Here is a 20,194-nt window from a genome sequence, read left to right on the forward strand (position 1 = left end):
TCAGTCACAATCCCTACCTGATGCCGATCATCTTGTGCGTCTGCAGACTGAGCCGCCATTGCGGATGATGCTGGCAGTAATCAATGGCGCGCGCCGTGTTCGCGGCCGCTTCGGGCCCGTCCATCGGCTGCAGCGAGAAGCGCTCGAAGGCAAGCCCCGCGAACGTCTCCGGCTCGGCCCCGTGTTGCGGGTAGACCAGCTTCAGCTCGTGGCCCTGCCGCAGCTTCAGCCCGGCGCCGGCCTTCGGGCTGACGCAGATCCAGTCGATCCCGTCGGGCGGAATGAGCGTGCCGTTGGTTTCGACCCCGACCGCGAAGCCGCGGGCGTGGAGCGCCTCGATCAGGTCGGCATCGACCTGCAGCAGCGGCTCCCCGCCGGTGAGGATCGTATAGCGGTCGGCGGCCCCGCCTGTCCATTGCCCGCCGATGGCCTCGGCCAGCGCTGCGGCGGTCTCATAACGGCCGCCCAGCGTGCCGTCGGTGCCGACGAAGTCGGTGTCACAGAACCGGCACGTCGCGGTTGCGCGATCGGCCTCGCGGCCGCTCCACAGGTTGCAGCCAGCGAAGCGGCAGAACACGGCAGCGCGGCCCGCCTGGGCGCCTTCGCCCTGCAGGGTCATGAAGATTTCCTTCACCGCGTAGCTCACCCTCCGGCTCCTTGTGCGGATTGCAGTTGGACGAATTGTCCGGTCTGGCGCAGCGCCTCGCCGGCGGCCATCGCCGCGGCCATCGCCACGTTCAGCGAGCGCAGCCCCGGCTGCAGCGGAATCCGCAGCCGCGCATCGGCGACCGCCGCCACGCCGTCCGGCACGCCGGCGCTCTCGCGCCCGAGCAGCAGGATGTCGTCCGGGCCGTAACTGAAGTCGAGATAGCAGGTCGCGGCCCTGGTCGTCAGCAGCAGCAGGCGATGGCCCTCTGCGGACCGCCAGGCCTCGAACGCGCTCCAGGAATCGTGCCGCCGCCAATTCAGTTGGTCCAGATAGTCCATGCCGGCGCGGCGGAACTGCCGGTCAGACACAGGAAAGCCCGCCGGTTCGATGATGTGGGCCGCGAGCCCGAGGCAGGCGCACAGGCGCAGAATCGTTCCGGTGTTCTGCGGAATGTCGGGCTGATAGAGCGCGATCTGCATGCGAATTGGTCTTAGGACTGAGGCGGAAAGTCCGCTTCCGAAGCGGGAATTGGTGCATGGCGTGCTGCAGGGCCGATAGCGGGCTTGCGCTCGTATCGCAAGGGTGCCAATAGAACGATTCTGGACGGCTTGTTCCCCAGGGGCGGTGGAGCGAGCCGTTTTCTGCCGCCGCGGGGGACGCGGGCGCCGGCAGGATCTCCCGGTCACGTGATCTCCAAGGTCGAGATCGTAAGACGTCGAGCGGGGCGGTTCCACCGGCTGCAACGAAGAAAGGGTTGGAATCGTGACAGCGTCTACTGCGGATCATCCGACACGCCGGGATTTTCTTTTCGTCGCCACGGGCGCTACCGCGGCTGTCGGTGCTGTGGCCGCCCTGTGGCCCTTCATCTCCCAGATGAATCCCGATGCCTCGACCATCGCGGCCGGTGCGCCGATCGAGGTCGATCTCGCGCCCGTCGCCGAAGGACAGGACATCAAGGTGTTCTGGCGCGGCAAGCCGATCTACATCTCCCACCGCACCAAGAAGCAGGTCGAGGAGGTCCGCGCGGTGCCGGTGTCGAGCCTGCCGGATCCGGCGACCGACCAGTCCCGCACCAAGGACGGCCACGAGCAGTGGCTGGTCGTGATCGGCATCTGCACCCATCTGGGTTGCATCCCGATCGCCCACGAAGGCAATTACGACGGCTTCTTCTGCCCGTGCCACGGTTCGCAGTACGACGCCTCCGGTCGCGTCCGCCAGGGGCCGGCGCCGCTCAATCTTCCCGTCCCGCCCTATCAGTTCGTTTCCGACACCAAGATCCAGATCGGCTGAGCAGACGTTCGTCTTGAGCTCACGCTCGATCGTGCAAGATAATTTCTTCAGGAACGCATCATGAGTGGACCTTCTGACTACCAGCCGAGCCACCCCGCCTTGAAGTGGCTCGAGCAACGACTTCCGATCATCGGCCTGGTCCACTCGTCCTTCATTGCCTATCCGACGCCGCGGAACCTGAACTATTGGTGGACGTTCGGCGCCATCCTCTCGATGATGCTCGGCATCCAGATCGTGACCGGCGTCGTCCTGGCGATGCACTACACGCCGCATGCCGACCTCGCCTTCAAGTCGGTCGAACTGATCGTCCGCGACGTGAACTACGGCTGGCTGCTGCGCAACATGCATGCCTGCGGCGCGTCGATGTTCTTCCTCGCCGTCTACATCCACATGTTCCGCGGCCTGTATTACGGGTCATACAAGGCGCCGCGCGAGGTGCTCTGGATCCTCGGCGTCATCATCTACCTCCTGATGATGGCGACGGGCTTCATGGGCTACGTGCTGCCGTGGGGCCAGATGAGCTTCTGGGGCGCGACCGTCATCACCAATTTGTTCTCGGCCGTGCCGTATTTCGGCGAGAGCATCGTGACCCTGCTGTGGGGCGGCTACTCCGTCGGTAATCCCACGCTGAACCGCTTCTTCGCGCTCCATTATTTGCTGCCGTTCCTGATCGCCGGCGTGGTCGTGCTGCACGTCTGGGCGCTTCACGTCACTGGCCAGAACAACCCGGCCGGCGTCGAGCCGAAGACCGAGAAGGACATGGTGCCGTTCACGCCCTACGCGACGATCAAGGACTTCTTCGGCGTCGCCTGCTTCCTGATCTTCTATTCCTGGTTCATCTTCTACATGCCGAACTATCTCGGCGAGGCCGACAACTACATCCCGGCCAACCCGGCGGTGACGCCGGCGCACATCGTGCCCGAATGGTACTACCTGCCATTCTACGCGATCCTGCGCTCGATCCCGAACAAGCTCGCCGGCGTGATCGCGATGTTCGCGGCCATCATCGTGCTGGTGTTCCTGCCCTGGCTCGACTCGGCCAAGACCCGCTCCAACAAGTACCGTCCGCTCGGCAAGCAGTTCTTCTGGATCTTCGTCGTCGTCTGCATCGGCCTCGGCTATCTCGGCGCGCAGCCGCCGGAGGGTGTCTATGTCGTGCTCGGCCGCATCCTGACGGTGCTGTACTTCGCCTACTTCCTGATCGTGCTGCCGCTGCTCGCGCGCATCGAGCGGCCGCGCCCGCTGCCGAACTCGATCGCTGACGACGTGCTGGCCAGGTCCGGCCGCAAGGCGGCGCCGATGGTCTCGACCGTGATCGCGCTGGTCGCCGCGGTGTCGCTGCTCGCCGGCAGCATGGGCGACGCCCGTGCCAGCGAAGGCCAGGAGAACCCGCCTTCGGCGAAGTGGTCGTTTGCCGGTCCGTTCGGCACCTTCGATCGCGGCGCCGTGCAGCGCGGCCTCAAGGTCTACAAGGAAGTCTGCTCGAACTGCCATTCGCTGCAATATGTGGCGTTCCGCAATCTCGCCGAGCCCGGCGGCCCGGGCTACTCGCCGGCGCAGGCGGCCGCCTTCGCGGCCGAGTACAAGATCAAGGACGGTCCCAACGACGCCGGCGAGATGTTCGAGCGTCCGGGCCGGCCGGCCGACTACTTCCCGTCGCCGTTCCCGAACGAGCAGGCCGCACGGGCCGCCAATGGCGGTGCGGCCCCGCCGGACCTGTCGCTGATGGCCAAGGCGCGCTCCTACAAGCGCGGCTTCCCCTGGTTCCTGATCGACTTCTTCACCCAGTTCCAGGAGCAGGGCCCGAACTACATCAACGCGCTGCTGCAGGGCTATGAAGAAACCCCGCCGCACGGCGTCACCATTCCGGACGGCTCGTACTACAACAAGTACTTCCCCGGGCATGCGATCAAGATGCCGCCGCCGCTGTCCGACGGCCAGGTGACGTTCGACGACGGCTCGCCGGCCACCGTGAAGCAGTATGCCCACGACGTCGCGACCTTCCTGATGTGGACCGCCGAGCCGCACATGGAAGCGCGCAAGCGCATCGGCTATCAGGTGTTCATCTTCCTGATCATCTTCGCCGGCCTGATGTACTTCACCAAGAAGCGGGTCTGGGCCGCCGCGCATTGAGCGGTGATCGGAAACGTCTGATGAAAACGAAAAGCCCCTCCGGGGGCTTTTTTGTTGTCCCTGTGTTAGTTGGGCTCGGGCCAGGGGAGGCCTTGTCCGCGGCGCAGCCGGCAAAACGGAGTTCGCCCATGCCGTCACTTCTCGCCTTCGCCGGCGCCGCCGTGCTGGAGATCGGCGGCTGCTTCGCGTTCTGGGCTTGGCTGCGGCTCGGGCAGTCGCCGCTATGGCTGTTGCCCGGCATGGCCGCGCTCGCCGGCTTCGCGACGCTTCTCACCGTGGCCGACAGCCCGCTCGCCGGCCGCGCCTACGCCGCCTATGGCGGCATCTATATCACCGCGGCGCTGCTATGGGGCTGGCTGGTCGAGGGCCATCGCCCCGATCCGTGGGACGCCGCCGGCGCCCTGATCTGCCTCGCCGGCATGGCAGTGATCCTGTTCGCGCCGCGCGCGATGCCGGTCTAGCGCCCGTAGCCCGGATGAGCGCAGCGACATCCTGGATCGCAACAGTGCCGGCGAGGACCCCGGATGTCGCTGCGCTCATCCGGGCTACGAATCCTCTCACGTTGCAGCGAACCCGATCGCCTCCCGTCGCGCCGGACGCGCATTTGCGGTAAACCCCGCTCCTCAGCTTCCAACAAAACCTGCGGAGGAACACATGGGCACACTGATCAGCTTCAAGCGCCCCGATGGCCAGGAGGCCAAGGGCTATCTCGCCAAGGCCGCGCAGGCCGATGCGCCGGGCGTCGTCGTCATCCAGGAATGGTGGGGCCTGCAGGACCAGATCAAGGGGATGTGCGATCGTTTCGCGCTCGCCGGCTTCAACGCGCTGGCGCCCGATCTCTACAAGGGCACGGTGGTGCCCTATCACGATACGGATGCGGCGGGCCGGGAGATGAACTCGCTCGACTTCATGGACGCGACCACGCAGACCGTGCGCGGGGCCGCGCAATATCTGGCGCGCAACGGCGCCAAGGTCGGCCTCACCGGCTTCTGCCTCGGCGGCGCGGTGACGATCATCGGCGCGACCAAGATCGACGAGCTCGCCGCCGGCGTCGTGTTCTACGGCATTCCGCCTGAGCAGGCGGCGAAGCCGGCCGACGTCAAGATCCCGCTGCAGGCCCACTTTGCCAACAAGGATGATTGGTGCACGCCGGCGCTGGTGGACGGCTTCGAGAAGGCGATGAAGGCCGCCGGCAAGTCGCTCGAGCTCTATCGCTACGATGCCGAGCATGCCTTCGTAAACGAGCAGCGCATGACCGTGCACGATCGCAGGGCCGCCGAGCTCGCCTGGGGCCGCGCCACGGCGTTTTTCCACAAGCACCTCGGCTGAGCTGAGGGCCGGCGCGTCGGTTCCAAACCGCGCCGTGCGGACTCAAACCGCGCGGGCGGTCTTGGTTTCGGCCGAGGGCGCTTCGGCCTCACCAAGAGTCGGAGCGTCGTCTGAAGGAGCCAAGGGGTCGGCGCTGGTCACTGCGTCGGCGGAGCGCCGTCGACGCTTCGTCCGCTTTGCCTGCGCTTCGAGGAAGCAATCGAGCAGCGTCGGCTGCTTCGGGAGCGCATGCGACACTGAGGGCTGTTTGCCGCGGGCCATGTTAACCAAGGTAATTCAATATGGTTAACCAATCATTGCCACACTATTGCAGATAGACAACAGTGTTGCCCTCGCGCACAGCCAAGTTATGTAACTTTTTTGGATTGCGACAATCATTGGTCGATCCCGAGGCGGCGTGCACGCGCGCAACATGAGGTTGTGAGGCACCACACAGCCGCCGGCTGCAGCTTTTCGTCGCTTGGCGCCGTCACGTTTCGGCGAATCACCGGGATCCTGCGGAGATCTGAGCATCGATCATGTTCGAAGCGCGTCGCTTCGTTCGATGTTCGAATTCGCTGCGTCTCGCCGCCGGTTGCATCGCCGAAACAATCTGAGGTAGCGTTCTCCGGTCCCTCTGCTGATGGAGAAAGCCGTGCGAGTGGCCTTTGCGCTGGCCGGGCTGGGCGGCTTGAACGCCCATGGCGCCGGCTTCCTCGACACTGCCCGCGCCTGGGGCGTGACGCCGGATCTCGTCACCGCGACGTCCGGCCAGATCCTGGTGCTGTCGGCGTGGCTTCAGGGTCTCGATCTGCGCAACGAGCTGATGTCCTCCGACCGCCACCGGGATCCGGCGTCGCAGTTGCGCACGGTGATGTTCGGCTATCCCGGGGTGTTTCGTCCCGCCTATGCCGAGGCGCTGGCGCGCTTCGTCTCCTGGCCGGATTGGCGTGACGGCCCGTTCAACGCCCTCGCCGACCGGCTGTGGCCGGCGCAGCAATATGTCCCGGTGCGGAGCGAGGCCGACTTCGCGCACGCGGCGGAGACGCTCAACGCCACGTCGGTCGGCGTCGTGTTCAACACCTATGATCCCGAGACCGGCACCGGCTATCTCTACGGCAACGAGGCGGCGCGGGCGCTGCTGCCGGCGGAGAAGTCGGTTCCCAACGCCCATGCCGTCAAGGCGCGGCAATCGGCGGCCAAGCGCGACCTGCGCTACGCCTCCGAGGTGCTGGCCGAGCGCGCCATCCGCCCGATCACGCCGGAGGCGGTCAAGGCCGCGCTGTGGCTGTCGCTCTACGGCTTCACCAAGCTGCCCCAGGGACAGATGGACGGCGCTTATCACCGCGCCAGCATCATCTCCGAGCTGCACGGTTTCGACCGCGTCTTTGCCGTCCGCCCGCTCGCCGAGGGGTGGCAGGGCCAGGCGCCGGCCAACTGGTTCGAGGTGCAGGACTGGACCACGGAGATGTGGTTCTCGGTCGGCTACAAGGCCGAGGTCGACGCGCTCAAGCGCATCAACGACCTGATCGCGAGCGGCGTGATCACCGATCCGAAATACAAGACCGTGGAGCTGGTCGAGATCCAGCCGGAGACGCCGGCCGGCTACTTCAACTACTTCGTCGAGCGCGGCGAGGTGTATGAGAACGCGGTGGTGGCGACGGAGATGAAGTTCGCCGAGCTGGGGCTGGTGAAGCCGGGGACGTGAGCGGTCGGCATTCAATCACGGCCGCCGCCGCGCAATGCGGTAGCGGCCGTGACGACCGTGATCATCCTGCGGTGATGGCCCCCACGAGCGCGTCGTTGGTCATCGGCCTGCCGTCGAGATTCCAGGTGCCGTCCACGGCGTGGACGCCGTTGGACCAGATCCGGTCCCTGGCAAGCGCCCCGCCGGAGAGGTCATGCAGGATGTCGGTGGCTTCGCCGAAGAACGCCGTCTGGACCTCGTGACTGGCGAGCGCGAATGACGGCGTCTTGGTCTCGATCCAGGCGCCATCGACCGGCGTGCCGCCGGCGAAGGTATGGCCCTTCGGCAGGATGTTCAGATGGGCCGTGACGTTCGCCCCCATGATCCTGTTGCCCGCCAGACCATGGTGTCTCAGGAACGATTCCGTGATCCGCGCAACGGCGATCGGCGCCTGGTCGGCAGCGATGACGCCTTCGGTGAGTGTGAGACTGATCGGCATGACTCCTCCTGTGCTCGCCCTAGGGCGGTTGTCCCGGGGAACGGCGGTCATTATATAACGACCGTGATTCACCAATAGAATAACGATCGTTATCAGTCAAGCATGAAATGACGATCGCTATGGAAGGCGCCAGATGCGGTACCACGCCGAGCATAAGCAGGAAGCAAAGACGAAGTTGTTGGAGGCCGCGGGGCGCGGCTTTCGCCGGCTTGGCTATGGCGGCATCGGCGTCGACGGCCTCGCCAAGGAAGCCGGGGTCACGTCCGGCGCGTTCTACGGTCACTTCAAGTCGAAGGACGCCGCGTTCGAAGCCGCCGCGTTGGCCGGGCTGGACGATCTCAGGACGGGCATTGCGAGTCTTCAGCAGCAGATGGGAGCGCGCTGGGCCGAGGCGTTCATCGCATTCTATCTCGGAGAACGTCTCCATTGCATCCTGGACTCGAGCTGCGGACTGCAGAGCCTGACGCCGGACGTGACGCGCGCCAGCGAGGAAACGAAGGCCGCCTATGGCACCGCGCTCGAAAGGGTCGCGCAGCAGATCGCAAAGGGGTTGCAGGGGAGCACCGATGAAGCTCGGCTGCAAAAGGCCTGGTCGCTGATGGCGATCCTCTCGGGAGGGGTGACGATGGCGCGCAGCGTCGGCTCACGCGAAGCCCGCGATGCCATCGCCGCCCACCTCAAACAAGCCGCGCTGGCGCTGCTGTAGAGCCGCTGCCGCGCGAGCGCTCGGCTTCGCAAGTTGTGAGGTGCCGCTCGCCCCAACGCCAGTGAGCTCCCCTGTCCGCAAGGGGGAGGGGAGCGCACCGCCAGTTTGGCGGCATGTCGAATCCAACGACGTTTCGATATCTGCTAGCATGGCCTATCAGATGATCCTGGATCCCGCATGAGCACCGAGCCGATCACGTTCGTCGACAAGTCGTCCGGCGACGACGCATGCGTGCTGGTTCGCGTCGTCGGCAGCAGCGTTGGATTGTCGCTGTCGTTGAGGACGGACGGCGACATCGAGGTCTTCATGGCGGCCGAAGAGCTCGATCGAGTCATCGGTGCGCTTCAGCAAGCTCGCGCGGCGATGGGGCGCGAGGGAAGCGTCATCGTGACTCGCCCCACGTGAACGCACGTCTGGCAAGGGAGATAACAATTCCCCACGCGATCCTTCATGTCGTCTTCAACATGTCCGCTGCAGGCACGTTGCGCGCTGCGCTCCAGCAGGCTGGGCGCAGCGACCGCGTGATTGGCTTTGCCGACAGCCTGAGCTTTGGTCCGATCAATCCACCCGACCCGGAGCTGCGAACCGCCTGGATGGACCAGGAATTGCAAGTGTCAGGCTGGGAAGAGGTGGGCGGCCAGGCAACATCGTTCTGGGACGAGGCACTCTCGAGCAACAACCGACGGATCGCCTGGTTCACGCGGCGATCGACCCAGGAATATGCCGGCTTCCTCGAACTCCTGTGGCGGCTCGGCGATGAGCCGATCGAGATCGTCGATCTCACCGACACAGTCGTGCGGGCAGGGGAGACAGGGCCGAAGGCGCCACGGCTGGCCGTCAGCCTGGGTTTAGTGTCGCCGGAGACAATTCGCGACAATGCACTGTGGGATCTGCGGACCGTTCTGTCGCCAAGCCGGCGTGATGCCTGCCGAGAACGTTGGGCGCGCCTCAAAGCGGAGAACGCGCCGTTGCGCGTCATTCGCGACGGCGAATTGGTGTCAGCGCCGATCTCGTTCTTCGATTCGGTGCTGCTGTCATTTGCCACGGCCGACTGGCAGAAGGCGGCGAGCATTATCGGGGAGGCGCTTTGCGAAACCGGGACGATTGTGCTGCAGACGGGCGATATCGAGTTGTTCGCGCGCGCCCGTGCGCTCGTAGCAGCAGGTTGCCTCGAGTCTCGTGGCGACCTGTTCGATATGCATCGCAGTGAGTTGCGGTTAGCGGGCGGCTGCGCATGACGCGTCAGGAATAGCCGGGTTGGCCGGACCCAGCGCCGCGTCCGCATCAGCCGCGGACCCGTCTAACGTTCCGGGGCCGGCATTGCAGCCCCGCGGCTCTTCTTCAGCTCGCGAACCGCATCCCGGTTGCCTTGGGCCTCGGAGAAATCCGGCGCCAGGGCGATGGCCGCGTCGAAGTCGGCGATCGCGCGATCGTAGTCTGCCTTCTCCTTGTAGGCGAGGCCGCGATTGTTGTAGGCATCGGCATAGCTCGGATCGAGCCTGATGGCCTGATCGAAGTCGACGATGGCCCGGTCGTGATCCCCTTTGTCGTCGTAGGCGATACCGCGACGGTTGAAGGCCTCTGCAAGCTTGCCATTAAGCCTCAGAGCCTCGTCAAAATCGGCGATGGCGCGGTCATGATCGCCTTTCTTGTCGTAGGCCGCGCCGCGGTTCATGTACGCTTTCGCGTGTTGCGGCTCGAGCTTGATCGCCACGCCGAAATCTATGATGGCACGGTCGTGATCGCCCTTATCGTCATATGCTATGCCGCGATTGACATGGGCAAGAACGTGACCCGGATCGCGCCTGATCGTTTCGTCGAAATCGGCGATGGCGTGATCGATGTCACCTGTTTCGAAATACGCGATCCCTCGGTTGAAATGGGCGTTAAGGGCTTTCGCGGGCGTCAGGCCGAATTTGATTGCAGCGCTGTAGTCGGCAATGGCGCGGTCGAACTGCTTCTTGTGTTTATGCACGGCGGCGCGAAGGCTGTATGCGGTGGCGTCAGTCGGGTCGCGTCGGATCGCCTCGTCTATATCTGCGAGACCGCGATCGAAGTCGTTCCTCAGAACATGGATTGCGCCGCGATCAACGTAGGGCTTGGCTTGCTCGGGGTCCAGCGCCAACGTTCGATTGAAGTCCGTGAGCGCCCGATCATAATTTTCTTTCGAGAAGTAGGCCAAGCCGCGATTGTAGTAGTAGAGCGGCTTCTTCGAATCGAGCTTGATCGCCTCGTCATAATCTGCAATCGCCCGATCGTAGTCGCCTTTGCCTGCGTAGGCGAACCCACGATTGTTGCGGGCCGCCGGGTAGGAGGGATCGAGCCTGATCGCTTCGGTGAAATCGGCTATGGCGCGGTCGTACTCCTGTTTCTCATAGTACGCATTGCCACGATTGAAATAGCCGTGGATCTGATCTTGTCCGGACCATCGATCGGACTGCAATGCGAAGGTGCAGCTCTCGATCCGCTGGTCGGCCGGGAAACGGCGGTCCAGGCACCATGCCAGTGGCGGCTCGCCCTGCGCAACAGCGTCGGGCGCCGTCGCCGCGGCAAAGAGGAGCATGGCGGGCAAGGCCAGGGGATGGCGTCGCAAAGGACGAATGCCTTCAGCAAGGGAGACGGTGCAGCATAGACCGGGCACTGCATGCCCGGCAATTCGGATATTCGCTCTGCCGATGATCTCCGTGCCGGGCTGGTCGATCATGCGCCGCCCCGCGAAATTCATCAGCCGCCTCAAGCTGATTTGCCCTGTCCAGTCCTTCGCCAAAAAACATTCTTGTTTCTATTTTTCGGAATTCGTGCTCTGATATCTCCGTCCCACCCCGGCACGAGGGGCGTATCGCGATCGTCACGACACGCGGGGTGGAGATGCGGTGGGCGTGTCACGTCGCAGCATGGCAGACGTCGTGCGGACGAACGGCGGGCGCGCACGGTGAAGTCGCATGGTCCTGGCCTCCCGACGCTGAGGCCGCGCCGGTGGTGATGATGATCCGCCGGTCACGGGGGCAAGACAGCCCGGTCCCCGGGGAGAGTGCGTATAAGCCGTCATACCATCGCGCAGGGAAGGCCGGTCGTCCGGCTGACCTGTGGTGACTGCCGCCTGCTTTTTTTGCTGCAGGCGGACCACGGGCATCAGCCGATGCCCGGCCTTTCCTGCGCCCTCGACTTGGAGGGCGGAATTGATGATCATCACTCGGGCATCATGTGTCGCGAGAATGCTGCTGCATGTTCCTTTGTCATTCTCGTCGGCGCCAGTGCCTTCGGCTCGCCGGTGCGTATTATTACGCCCTCGCCCCTTACGGGAGAGGGCATGTAGGACAGAGCGGCATGCTCGGTTGGGTGAGGGGTATGCCTCTGCAAGCGCCGCTGCGGAGAGAGACCCCTCACCCAGCCGCGTTAGCGGATGGGCCGCACATGCCCTCTCCCACAAGGGGCGAGGGCGCTGTATCGGGCAGCCGGCCCGCGGCGCCTCTGTTGATCGGCTGAGGCATCACACCCCCATTTGTGGCCCCACCGCCCTTGACCCCGGCTGCCCGCCGTGGTCAGTTCCGCGGCATGAGCACCCTTGTCCGCCCAGCCCGTCTCTGGTGGCGCACCTTGTAAAAGGTGGCCGGTGCGATTTGTTTGACATTCGATCGCAGAGGGGCCGCCACGCAGCGGCGGCTTCCGGTTGGTCCTGTGTGGCGTTTCCTCGGCAAATTCCGTAAGAGGACGCCCAAGAGGACCCCATGAACAGGACCGTTTTCGCCCTTCCGGCCCGCAGCGACTACCGCACCTCCAGCGGGCTCGCGATCACGCGCGCCGTCGAGCAGTTTTCCGGTGGCGCCAGCCGGCTCGATGACCTGATCAACCTGCTCGACCGCCGCCGTGGCGTGGTGCTGTCCTCGGGCACGACCGTGCCCGGCCGCTACGAGAGTTTCGACCTCGGCTTCGCCGATCCGCCGCTGGTGCTGGAGACCAAGGGCACTGACTTCACCCTGCAGGCGCTGAACCGCCGCGGCGAGGTGCTGATCGCGTTCCTGAAGGACACGCTGCGCGAGCCCTGTGTGGTCATCACCGAAGCTTCGCCGGCGCGGCTCGCTGGACACATCGTCCGCGGCCCGGCCCCGGTCGAGGAGGACCAGCGCACGCGGCGCGCCAGCGTGATGTCGCTGGTGCGGGCGATGATCGCGGCGCTCTCGGCCAATGACGACCCGCTGCTCGGCCTGTTCGGCGCCTTCGCCTACGACCTCGTGTTCCAGATCGAGGACCTCCAGCAGAAGCGGCCGCGCGAGAAGGACCAGCGCGACATCGTGCTCTACGTGCCGGATCGCCTCTTGGCCTACGACCGCGCCACCGGCCGCGGCGTCGTGCTGTCTTATGATTTTTCCTGGAACGGACAGTCGACGGAAGGCCTGTCGCGCGACACCGACGCCAGCATCTATCTCAAGGAGCCGCGCCAGGGGTTTGCCGATCACGCGCCCGGCGAGTACCAGGCGACGGTCGAGAAGGCCCGCGCCGCGTTTGCCCGCGGCGACCTGTTCGAGGCGGTGCCCGGCCAACTCTTTGCCGAGCCGTGCGAGCGCTCGCCGGCGGAAGTGTTCCAGCGGCTCTGCCGGATCAATCCGTCGCCCTATGGCGCGCTGATGAATCTCGGCGACGGCGAGTTCCTGGTCTCGGCCTCACCCGAGATGTTCGTCCGCTCCGACGGCCGTCGCGTCGAGACCTGTCCGATCTCCGGCACCATCGCCCGCGGCCGCGACGCCATCGGCGATGCCGAGCAGATCCGCCAGCTCCTGAACTCGGAGAAGGACGAGTTCGAGCTCAACATGTGCACCGACGTCGACCGCAACGACAAGGCGCGCATCTGCGTGCCCGGCACCATCAAGGTGCTGGCGCGCCGGCAGATCGAGACCTACTCGAAACTGTTCCACACGGTGGATCACGTCGAGGGCATGCTGCGGCCGGGCTTCGACGCGCTCGATGCCTTCCTGACCCACGCCTGGGCCGTGACCGTGACCGGCGCGCCAAAACTGTGGGCGATGCAGTTCGTCGAGGACAATGAGCGCTCGCCGCGGCGCTGGTATGCCGGCGCCATCGGCGCGGTGAATTTCGACGGCTCGATCAACACCGGCCTGACGATCCGCACCATCCGCATGAAGGACGGGCTCGCCGAGGTCCGTGTCGGCGCCACCTGCTTGTTCGATTCCGATCCCGCGGCCGAGGATCGTGAGTGCCAGGTCAAGGCGGCGGCGCTGTTCCAGGCGCTGCGCGGCGATCCGCCGAAGCCGCTGTCGTCGACCGCGCCGGATGCCACCGGCTCCGGCAAGAACGTGCTGCTGATCGATCACGACGACAGCTTCGTTCACATGCTGGCCGACTATTTCCGCCAGGTCGGCGCCAACGTCACCGTGGTGCGTTATGTCCACGCGCTGAAGATGCTCGCCGAACGAAGCTGGGATCTGATCGTGCTGTCGCCGGGGCCAGGCCGCCCCGAGGACTTCAAGATCTCGACGACGATCGACGCTGCGCTCGCGAAGAAGCTGCCGATCTTCGGCGTGTGCCTCGGCGTGCAGGCGATGGGCGAGTATTTCGGCGGCCAGCTCGGCCAGCTTGCCCAGCCGGCGCATGGAAGGCCCTCGCGGGTCCAGGTGCGCGGCGGCCGCCTGATGCAGGGCCTGCCGAACGAGATCGTCATTGGCCGCTATCATTCGCTGTTCGTCGAGCGCGACAGCATGCCGGAGGTGCTGACCGTCACGGCGGCAACCGAGGACGGCGTGGCGATGGCGATCGAGCACAAGACGCTGCCGGTCGGCGGCGTGCAGTTCCATCCGGAATCGCTGATGTCACTCGGCGATGCCGTGGGTTTGAGGATCGTGGAGAATGCGTTCCGGCTCAATCAGCCGGGGTGAGAGGTGGTTGCCGTCATCGCGAGGAGCGTGAGCGACGAAGCGATCCAGAGTTGTTTTCGCGGCCCTGGATTGCTTCGCTTCGCTCGCAATGATGAATTCCTCGCGGTCACGGCCAAACGAGGCAATGAGAGCACGATGACGTTCGATCTGGACATCAAGAACACCGTCCGCACCATTCCGGACTATCCGAAGCCGGGCATCCTGTTCCGGGACATTACGACCCTGCTGGCGGACGCGCGCGCGTTCCGCCGCGCGGTCGACGAATTGGTGCATCCCTGGGCCGGCTCCAAGATCGACAAGGTCGCGGGCATCGAGGCCCGCGGCTTCATCCTCGGAGGCGCAGTGGCGCATCAGGTGTCGGCCGGGTTCGTGCCGATCCGCAAGAAAGGCAAGCTGCCGCACAAGACGGTCAGCATGTCCTATGCGCTGGAATACGGCACCGACGAGATGGAGATGCATGTCGACGCGGTGCAGCCCGGCGAGCGCGTGATCCTGGTCGACGACCTCATCGCCACCGGCGGCACGGCCGAGGGCGCGGTGAAGCTGTTGCGCCAGATCGGCGCGACCGTGGTGGCGGCCTGCTTCATCATCGACCTGCCGGATCTCGGCGGCGCCGCCAAGCTGCGCGCGCTCGACGTGCCCGTGCGCACGCTGATCTCCTTCGAAGGGCACTGAGAAGCGCGCGGCGGCGTCAGGACCGCTGCATCAGAAGCTCGTTCTCGATCTCGCGCAGCGCATAGTAGTTGCGCCGGATCCATTGATAGAGCTCGGTGGAGGGGTCCTTCTCCTGGCGCAGGTAGCCGGTGAAGGAGAACGAAAAACGTTCGATATAGGTTCTGAGGAACGCGGGCAGGGCGGCAATGTGCAGATGCTTGCTGCGGCTGTAGAGGTCGGGGAGCTCCTCGCGAAGGACGTGGTCGTTTTCGACCACGATCAGCTGGGGCTTCGGGATCTGGCGCCGCAGGGCATCGTAGGCGCGCATCGAGACCCGGTCGCCTTCGGCGCAGAACAGAATGATCGGGACCACGTTCCGCCGCGCGGCCTCCTTCAAAAAGCCGATCTGTTCGGACATCTTGAAGAACTCGTCGAACGAGTAGTAGCCGAGGTCGATCACCTTGGGGATGCCGTCGTTGAGGATCACCCGGTCCATCAGCTGGATCTTGCCGTAGGTGTCCTCGATCGTCGCGGTCTCCGTGATCTGCGGCAGGAAGTCGAGCAGCGACGGCTCGCGCAAGGTGACGTCGAAGGCGAGCACTTGGCCGTTCTTCAGCAGTAGGAACTCGCTCAGCACCCGCGCAAGCAGCGTCTTCCCGGATTGCGGCCGGGGCGAGCAGACGATGTAGACAGGCGTCGCGGGCATCCGACCTATATCAGGTCAAATGCGGTTGCGATAAAGTCCCATCCTTCACGGAGCTGCTATTTTTCCCCGGCCGGCCGCGGCGCCGCCGCCTTGGTCGAGCCGACGATGTCGGTCAGCTTGATGCGGTCGTACTCGCTCCAGACGTTGGCGAGCCAATGCCGGACATAGCCGCGCAGCACGAAGGAGTAGTTGGCGGCCTCGTCGCGGGGACCCTTGTTGGCGACGAATTTGAGGAACGGCACCGAGGCGACCTCGACCTGCTCGAACGCCATTTCGTTGAGCTTCGGGATGGTCAGCTCGGTCGCGTCCTTGATGCGGTGGAAGTAGGAATTGTAGGTCGACTGGTCCCACTCGAAGAAGCTGGTGTTGTTGATGAAGTTCTTCACCAGGAAGTACTTCGCGCCGATCATGTAGCTTGCCGTCTCCGCGATCTCGTCCAGCGAGGCGATCGACGAGCCCAGGATGTGGAACACCGCGAAGGTGATCTGGCCGGAGCGGGCGGCGTCGAGGAAGCCGATGTCGCGCAGTGCCGCGAGCGTCGGCGACATCAGGCCGGCGCGGACGTCGATCACGGTCACCGAGGGCGCCACCGCGCTCAGCGTGTCGAAGATCTTCATCTGGTCCGGCGTCGAATTCATGTCGACGATCTCGGTGATTTCCGGGTGGAAGCGCTTCAGCGTGCCGCGCGGATGCTCGGTGTCGAACGCCCGGGTCGGGACGTTGTTGGCGCTGAAATAATCGAGCAACGTCCGTGACACCGTGGTCTTGCCGACCCCGCCCTTGTCCGCACCCACCACAACCACTGCCGGTTTCGCCATGGAAAGTCCTTCAGCCCTGAGGCCGGCCAGGGGGCCGGCGCTTTGCATTCTGCTTTGGGCGCGAACATGGCAGAAACGCTGGAGAATTCAAATTCATTGCAGCACGAGACCGGGGAAATTTGCGCCTTCGCCGCAACAGGCTGGAGCAATCGGAGGCATTCCGGCCCGGGCGTTCGAGCCGGCGAGGAAGCACTTGCAAGCGAATGGCAGGACAATTGCCCGTCGCACGGGATTGGCGGCTGAATTCCGCGGCGAAGGCGGCGACTAGTGCCGGCCCCAGGGACCGGTCGCGGGGGTGGTCCACGGTCCCTGGGGAGCGGCTTGACCCTGGCCAGATGGCGGGGCCGGGCCATCGGCCTGGCCCCAGGGACCACCGGACGGCAACGGTGGCGGAGCGTCGCTTTCGGTCGCGTTGGCGCCGGTGTCGTCCGGCTGTGCCTCGTCCGTGGGCAGCGCCATCGGGCCCGGATCATGGCCGCCGGCGAACCTGATCAGCGCCTGGACCCGGGCATCGACCGAGGGATGGGTGGCGAACAGGTCGGCAAAGCCCTCGCGCGGATTGTCGACGCACAATTCCATGACGGCGGAGGTGGCGCCGGGCAGTTCGCCGCGCCCTTCGATCTTGCGCAGGGCGGTGATCATGGCGTCCGGATTCTTGGTCAGCTCGACCGACCCGGCATCGGCAAGGTATTCGCGGGTGCGCGACAGCGCCAGCTTGACCACCTGGGACAGCAGCCAGGCCACCACGATCAGCACCACCGCGATGATCACGACGATGATGGCCCCGCCGCCGGAGCCCTTGCGGTCGGAGTCGGACGAGGAGGACGACGACGACGAGCGACCCCAGCCGCCGCCCCAGCTCATGTTGGTGAACAGGCGGAAGAACAGTTCACCGAAGAAGCCGACCACGCCGGCGATGATGACGGCCACGACCATCAGCTGGACGTCGCCGTTGCGGATATGGGTCAGCTCGTGGCCGAGCACCGCCTCGATCTCCTGGTCATCGAGCGCGTCGAGCAGGCCGGTCGTGACGGTGACCGCGTATTGCCGCGGGTTCAGGCCGGTCGCGAAGGCGTTCAGAGCCGGGCTGTCCATGATCTTCAGCTGCGGCATGGTGATGCCGCGCGAGATGCAGAGGTTTTCGAGCAGATTGTACAGCCGCGGCTGCTCCTGACGCGTCACCGCGGTCCCGCCGGTGACCGCGTCGATCATCTTCTGATGGAAGAAATAGGCGATCACGATCCAGGCCGCCGCGCCCAGCGTGGCCCAGGGCAGCGCCCTGATCAGGTCGCGGGTGGCCGCGTTCATGTAATAGGCGACACTGCCATTGCCGTTGATCATGACCTCCGCGATCAGCGCGCCGGCGAACACCAGCACGTAGATCAGCAGGAACAGGCCGCCGAGCAGCAGCACCGAACGAGTCTTGTTCGATGCGATGTGGGTGTAGAGACCGTAGGCGGCCATGGCGTCGGACCCTTCAGCGCGGAGGGCGCGGGATCAGAACTTGACGCTCGGCGCGGCCTCGACTTCGGTCCGGCTGGCGCCGAGATCGAAGAACTCCTTGCGCGTGAAGCCGAAGGTCGCGGCGAACAGTGCGGCGGGCATCTGCTGGATGCCGGTATTATACTCTTGGACCGCGTTGTTGAAGAAGCGGCGGCTGGCGGCGATCTTGTTCTCGATGTCGGAGAGCTCGCCGGCGAGCTGCTGGAAGTTGGCGTTGGCCTTGAGGTCCGGATAGGCCTCGGACAGCGCGATCAGGCGACCGAGTGCGCCGGAAAGTTGGCCTTCGGCGGCCGAGACCTGGGCCGGGCCCTGCGCCGACATCGCCGCATTGCGAGCCTTGATGACCTCGTCGAGGGTGCCGCGCTCATGCGCAGCGTAGCCCTTCACGGTCTCGACCAGATTCGGAATCAGGTCGTGGCGCAGCTTGAGCTGGACGTCGATGTCGGCAAAGGCCTGGCCGACCCGCTGGCTGAGGGCGACCAGCCGGTTGTAGGCGCCAAGGGCGAACAGCACGAGAATGACGATGATGCCGAGGACGATCCAGCCGGACATGACGGGCTCCGAGGGAGAGGGCGGGAGAACGAGGCGGCCGACACGCGACGGCGCCGCCGGTCCGCAGGTGGACCGGCGTGCATTGGTCGCATCACGGGGGGTGCCCGTTCAAGTCGCTTGAGCCTGGCCGGTCCGTTCGATGGACGCCCAGGCGACCGAATTGGCGTCGGAGGCAACGATGCGCAGGGCTCAATAGGGACGGGCGACCCGCCATTGCTGCGTGGGGTCGTTGCCCTTGATATCGCCGGGGACGCTGTCGAGCTGCGAGGTGTAGAGCGGCCGGTAGCGGTAGGCCCACATCTTCTTGCCGTCGCTGCGGGTGATGACGGTGAAGTCGCCGCTGGCGGTCGCGTTGTCGGGGGCGATCAGCGGCGGCCGCTTCTCGGCACAGGCACCGTCGCAGGTCGACTTGTTCCCGGTGTTGTCGCGCTCGGTATAGTAGAGCGTCATCCCTTTTGGGTCGACCAGGACGGGACCGTTCTTGCCGACGATGGCCTTGGCCGGCGGGCCCTCCTGTTTCGGTGGGGGCGGTGCCGAGGATCCACCACCGTGGCCGTTTGCCAGGGCCGTTCCTGCCGAAGCCAGCAGCGCGGCGGTGATCATCATCGTCCTGAACATCGAAACGCGTTCCCGTGTGAGCAGCGCATCCAGCGCCTGTTGCAGCTCACCGTAGCAAGCAGCGATTTCTCTCGGGTTTCGCGAAATCGCGAAAATGAGAGACTAACACGACCTGTCGTTAACCATCTGCGGCCGCGACGGTATCTACGGCCGTGGCGGCCGCTCCACGCCGTCGCCCCAGTCCCACCGGCGGGCGGCGGCAAAGGCGGGCTTGTCGCGGCGGGGAACGCTGATGACGCCAGCGGCACCATCCGCCTGGCACAGCTTCGCGGTTGCCCCGACCTTGGTGACCGCCGGCGGCGCCAGCACGCGCGCGGCGGGCCGATGCGTTGCTGGCTTGCGGGTGAGGGCAACGAAGCTGAACTTCTCGTCCTCGAACGGGACGTCAGCCCCTTTCAGTTCGCGATGTGCCCGCGACCGCGCCAGCCGCTGCGCGAAGTGGCACCAGTCCGGTGCCACGAGGGGACACGGCGCTGCGTGCGGGCAGGGCGCCGCGACATGAGCCCCGGCTGCGATCAGGCGGTCACGCGCGGCGATGATGCGCTGATAGCCAGCGGGCGTGCCGGGCTCGACGATCAGCAGCGCATCGCCGGTCCTGGCCCACAGCGCGTCGACGGTCGCAGAGCGCTCGGCATCCGTCAGCTCACCGATCATGTAGCTGGCGATGACGAGATCGGCCCTTCCGGCACGATCGAGCAGCGCTCGCGCCGGTCCCAGCGCATAAGAGAGGTCGCGGAGGCGCATCGTGTCGTCAGCGAGCGTCAGCGCCAGCCCGCGCAACGCTGGATTGGAATCGACGGCGTTGAACGAGGTCAGCAGCGGAAACGCTTCCGCCGCAGCGAAGCTCGCGGTCGCTGGTCCGGCACCGACATCCAGCAGCGAGGCCGGAGCGAAGTCCGGGCTCGCCTGCATCACGGCATTGAGGCTGGCAACGACCGCCGCGTAGGTCCCCGGCATTCGCACCGTGGCATAGGCAATGGCGTCGGCGTCGCTCGTGATCGTTCCGGAATTGCCGCCGCTGCGGTAGGCGGCCGAGATGCGGGCCGCCCGGGCGGCTGCATCCTGCCGCGACTGCCCGTGCAGCATGGCTTCGAGGGACGCCTTCAGCGCGGCGGGCAGATCAGGAGAGATCATCGGTCCTCTCCACGCGTCAGTCCGGCCGCCGCGCAGGCGGCGATCC

General features: G+C 65.5%; 20 protein-coding genes. 10 read left to right on the forward strand and 10 right to left on the reverse strand.

What is annotated here, in order from left to right:
- Window positions 1–13 precede the first annotated feature (13 nt).
- Both queE and ACQR0U_RS18180 read right to left on the reverse strand, forming a co-directional pair.
- Window positions 14–646: a 7-carboxy-7-deazaguanine synthase gene (queE, locus tag ACQR0U_RS18175; protein ID WP_434872205.1), complete on the reverse strand. Its 633-nt coding sequence runs from the start codon at window positions 644–646 to the stop codon at window positions 14–16.
- Window positions 643–1,128, reverse strand: coding sequence for a tRNA (cytidine(34)-2'-O)-methyltransferase (locus ACQR0U_RS18180; RefSeq protein WP_315750403.1), 486 nt, complete (start codon window positions 1,126–1,128; stop codon window positions 643–645). Before ACQR0U_RS18180 ends, queE begins: the two co-directional genes overlap by 4 nt.
- Before the next feature lie 280 nt (window positions 1,129–1,408).
- Between ACQR0U_RS18180 and petA the strand changes: the two genes are divergently transcribed.
- From petA to ACQR0U_RS18205, 5 genes are all read left to right on the forward strand, one after another.
- Window positions 1,409–1,939 carry a ubiquinol-cytochrome c reductase iron-sulfur subunit gene (petA, locus tag ACQR0U_RS18185; RefSeq protein WP_315717369.1) on the forward strand — a complete coding sequence of 177 codons (531 nt, stop codon included), beginning with the start codon at window positions 1,409–1,411 and terminating at the stop codon, window positions 1,937–1,939.
- 60 nt (window positions 1,940–1,999) lie between these two features.
- Window positions 2,000–4,072 (forward strand): cytochrome c1, encoded by a 2,073-nt coding sequence (locus ACQR0U_RS18190; RefSeq protein ID WP_316167450.1) that lies wholly within the window; start codon window positions 2,000–2,002, stop codon window positions 4,070–4,072.
- A 128-nt stretch (window positions 4,073–4,200) separates the two neighbouring features.
- A complete protein-coding gene (locus ACQR0U_RS18195) occupies window positions 4,201–4,533 on the forward strand; it encodes a YnfA family protein (RefSeq protein WP_315717282.1) in 333 nt (110 codons plus the stop codon).
- Between the two features lie 193 nt (window positions 4,534–4,726).
- A complete protein-coding gene (locus ACQR0U_RS18200; RefSeq protein WP_315717281.1) occupies window positions 4,727–5,401 on the forward strand; it encodes a dienelactone hydrolase family protein in 675 nt (224 codons plus the stop codon).
- A 634-nt stretch (window positions 5,402–6,035) separates the two neighbouring features.
- Window positions 6,036–7,088 carry a hypothetical protein gene (locus tag ACQR0U_RS18205; protein WP_315717280.1) on the forward strand — a complete coding sequence of 351 codons (1,053 nt, stop codon included), beginning with the start codon at window positions 6,036–6,038 and terminating at the stop codon, window positions 7,086–7,088.
- Window positions 7,089–7,149: 61 nt separating this feature from the next.
- Here the strand turns inward: ACQR0U_RS18205 and ACQR0U_RS18210 are convergent, their stop codons facing one another.
- The gene (locus tag ACQR0U_RS18210) at window positions 7,150–7,566 is read right to left on the reverse strand and encodes a 4-oxalocrotonate tautomerase (protein WP_315717279.1); all 417 of its coding nucleotides are present in this window, start codon (window positions 7,564–7,566) and stop codon (window positions 7,150–7,152) included.
- A 133-nt stretch (window positions 7,567–7,699) separates the two neighbouring features.
- Here ACQR0U_RS18210 and ACQR0U_RS18215 point away from each other — a divergent pair, with 133 nt between their 5' ends.
- From ACQR0U_RS18215 to ACQR0U_RS18225, 3 genes are all read left to right on the forward strand, one after another.
- The gene (locus ACQR0U_RS18215; RefSeq protein WP_315717278.1) at window positions 7,700–8,272 is read left to right on the forward strand and encodes a TetR/AcrR family transcriptional regulator; all 573 of its coding nucleotides are present in this window, start codon (window positions 7,700–7,702) and stop codon (window positions 8,270–8,272) included.
- 177 nt (window positions 8,273–8,449) lie between these two features.
- A complete protein-coding gene (locus tag ACQR0U_RS18220) occupies window positions 8,450–8,677 on the forward strand; it encodes a hypothetical protein (protein WP_315750406.1) in 228 nt (75 codons plus the stop codon).
- Window positions 8,674–9,510 carry a DUF3658 domain-containing protein gene (locus ACQR0U_RS18225; RefSeq protein ID WP_434863373.1) on the forward strand — a complete coding sequence of 279 codons (837 nt, stop codon included), beginning with the start codon at window positions 8,674–8,676 and terminating at the stop codon, window positions 9,508–9,510. Before ACQR0U_RS18220 ends, ACQR0U_RS18225 begins: the two co-directional genes overlap by 4 nt.
- Window positions 9,511–9,572: 62 nt before the next feature.
- Here the strand turns inward: ACQR0U_RS18225 and ACQR0U_RS18230 are convergent, their stop codons facing one another.
- Complete coding sequence (locus ACQR0U_RS18230; RefSeq protein ID WP_434872206.1) at window positions 9,573–10,976, reverse strand: tetratricopeptide repeat protein; 1,404 nt, start codon at window positions 10,974–10,976, stop codon at window positions 9,573–9,575.
- A gap of 1,024 nt (window positions 10,977–12,000) precedes the next feature.
- Here ACQR0U_RS18230 and ACQR0U_RS18235 point away from each other — a divergent pair.
- On the forward strand, window positions 12,001–14,163 hold the full coding sequence (locus tag ACQR0U_RS18235) for an anthranilate synthase component I (protein ID WP_315717274.1): 2,163 nt from the start codon (window positions 12,001–12,003) through the stop codon (window positions 14,161–14,163).
- A 135-nt stretch (window positions 14,164–14,298) separates the two neighbouring features.
- A complete protein-coding gene (locus tag ACQR0U_RS18240; RefSeq protein WP_172133418.1) occupies window positions 14,299–14,838 on the forward strand; it encodes an adenine phosphoribosyltransferase in 540 nt (179 codons plus the stop codon).
- A gap of 16 nt (window positions 14,839–14,854) precedes the next feature.
- Here the strand turns inward: ACQR0U_RS18240 and ACQR0U_RS18245 are convergent, their stop codons facing one another.
- The 6 genes from ACQR0U_RS18245 to ACQR0U_RS18270 form a co-directional block, all read right to left on the reverse strand.
- Window positions 14,855–15,523 carry a hypothetical protein gene (locus ACQR0U_RS18245; protein ID WP_315717273.1) on the reverse strand — a complete coding sequence of 223 codons (669 nt, stop codon included), beginning with the start codon at window positions 15,521–15,523 and terminating at the stop codon, window positions 14,855–14,857.
- A 56-nt stretch (window positions 15,524–15,579) separates the two neighbouring features.
- A complete protein-coding gene (locus tag ACQR0U_RS18250; protein ID WP_009025709.1) occupies window positions 15,580–16,341 on the reverse strand; it encodes a hypothetical protein in 762 nt (253 codons plus the stop codon).
- Between the two features lie 264 nt (window positions 16,342–16,605).
- Window positions 16,606–17,805 carry a M48 family metalloprotease gene (locus ACQR0U_RS18255; RefSeq protein ID WP_315717272.1) on the reverse strand — a complete coding sequence of 400 codons (1,200 nt, stop codon included), beginning with the start codon at window positions 17,803–17,805 and terminating at the stop codon, window positions 16,606–16,608.
- Window positions 17,806–17,838: 33 nt separating this feature from the next.
- Window positions 17,839–18,396 (reverse strand): LemA family protein, encoded by a 558-nt coding sequence (locus tag ACQR0U_RS18260; RefSeq protein WP_315750409.1) that lies wholly within the window; start codon window positions 18,394–18,396, stop codon window positions 17,839–17,841.
- Between the two features lie 189 nt (window positions 18,397–18,585).
- On the reverse strand, window positions 18,586–19,014 hold the full coding sequence (locus ACQR0U_RS18265) for a COG4315 family predicted lipoprotein (protein WP_315750410.1): 429 nt from the start codon (window positions 19,012–19,014) through the stop codon (window positions 18,586–18,588).
- Window positions 19,015–19,158: 144 nt separating this feature from the next.
- Window positions 19,159–20,148: a small ribosomal subunit Rsm22 family protein gene (locus tag ACQR0U_RS18270; RefSeq protein ID WP_434844150.1), complete on the reverse strand. Its 990-nt coding sequence runs from the start codon at window positions 20,146–20,148 to the stop codon at window positions 19,159–19,161.
- Between the last annotated feature and the right edge of the window lie 46 nt (window positions 20,149–20,194).

This window comes from Bradyrhizobium sp. HKCCYLRH3097, from assembly GCF_051167875.1.
Lineage (GTDB): Bacteria > Pseudomonadota > Alphaproteobacteria > Rhizobiales > Xanthobacteraceae > Bradyrhizobium.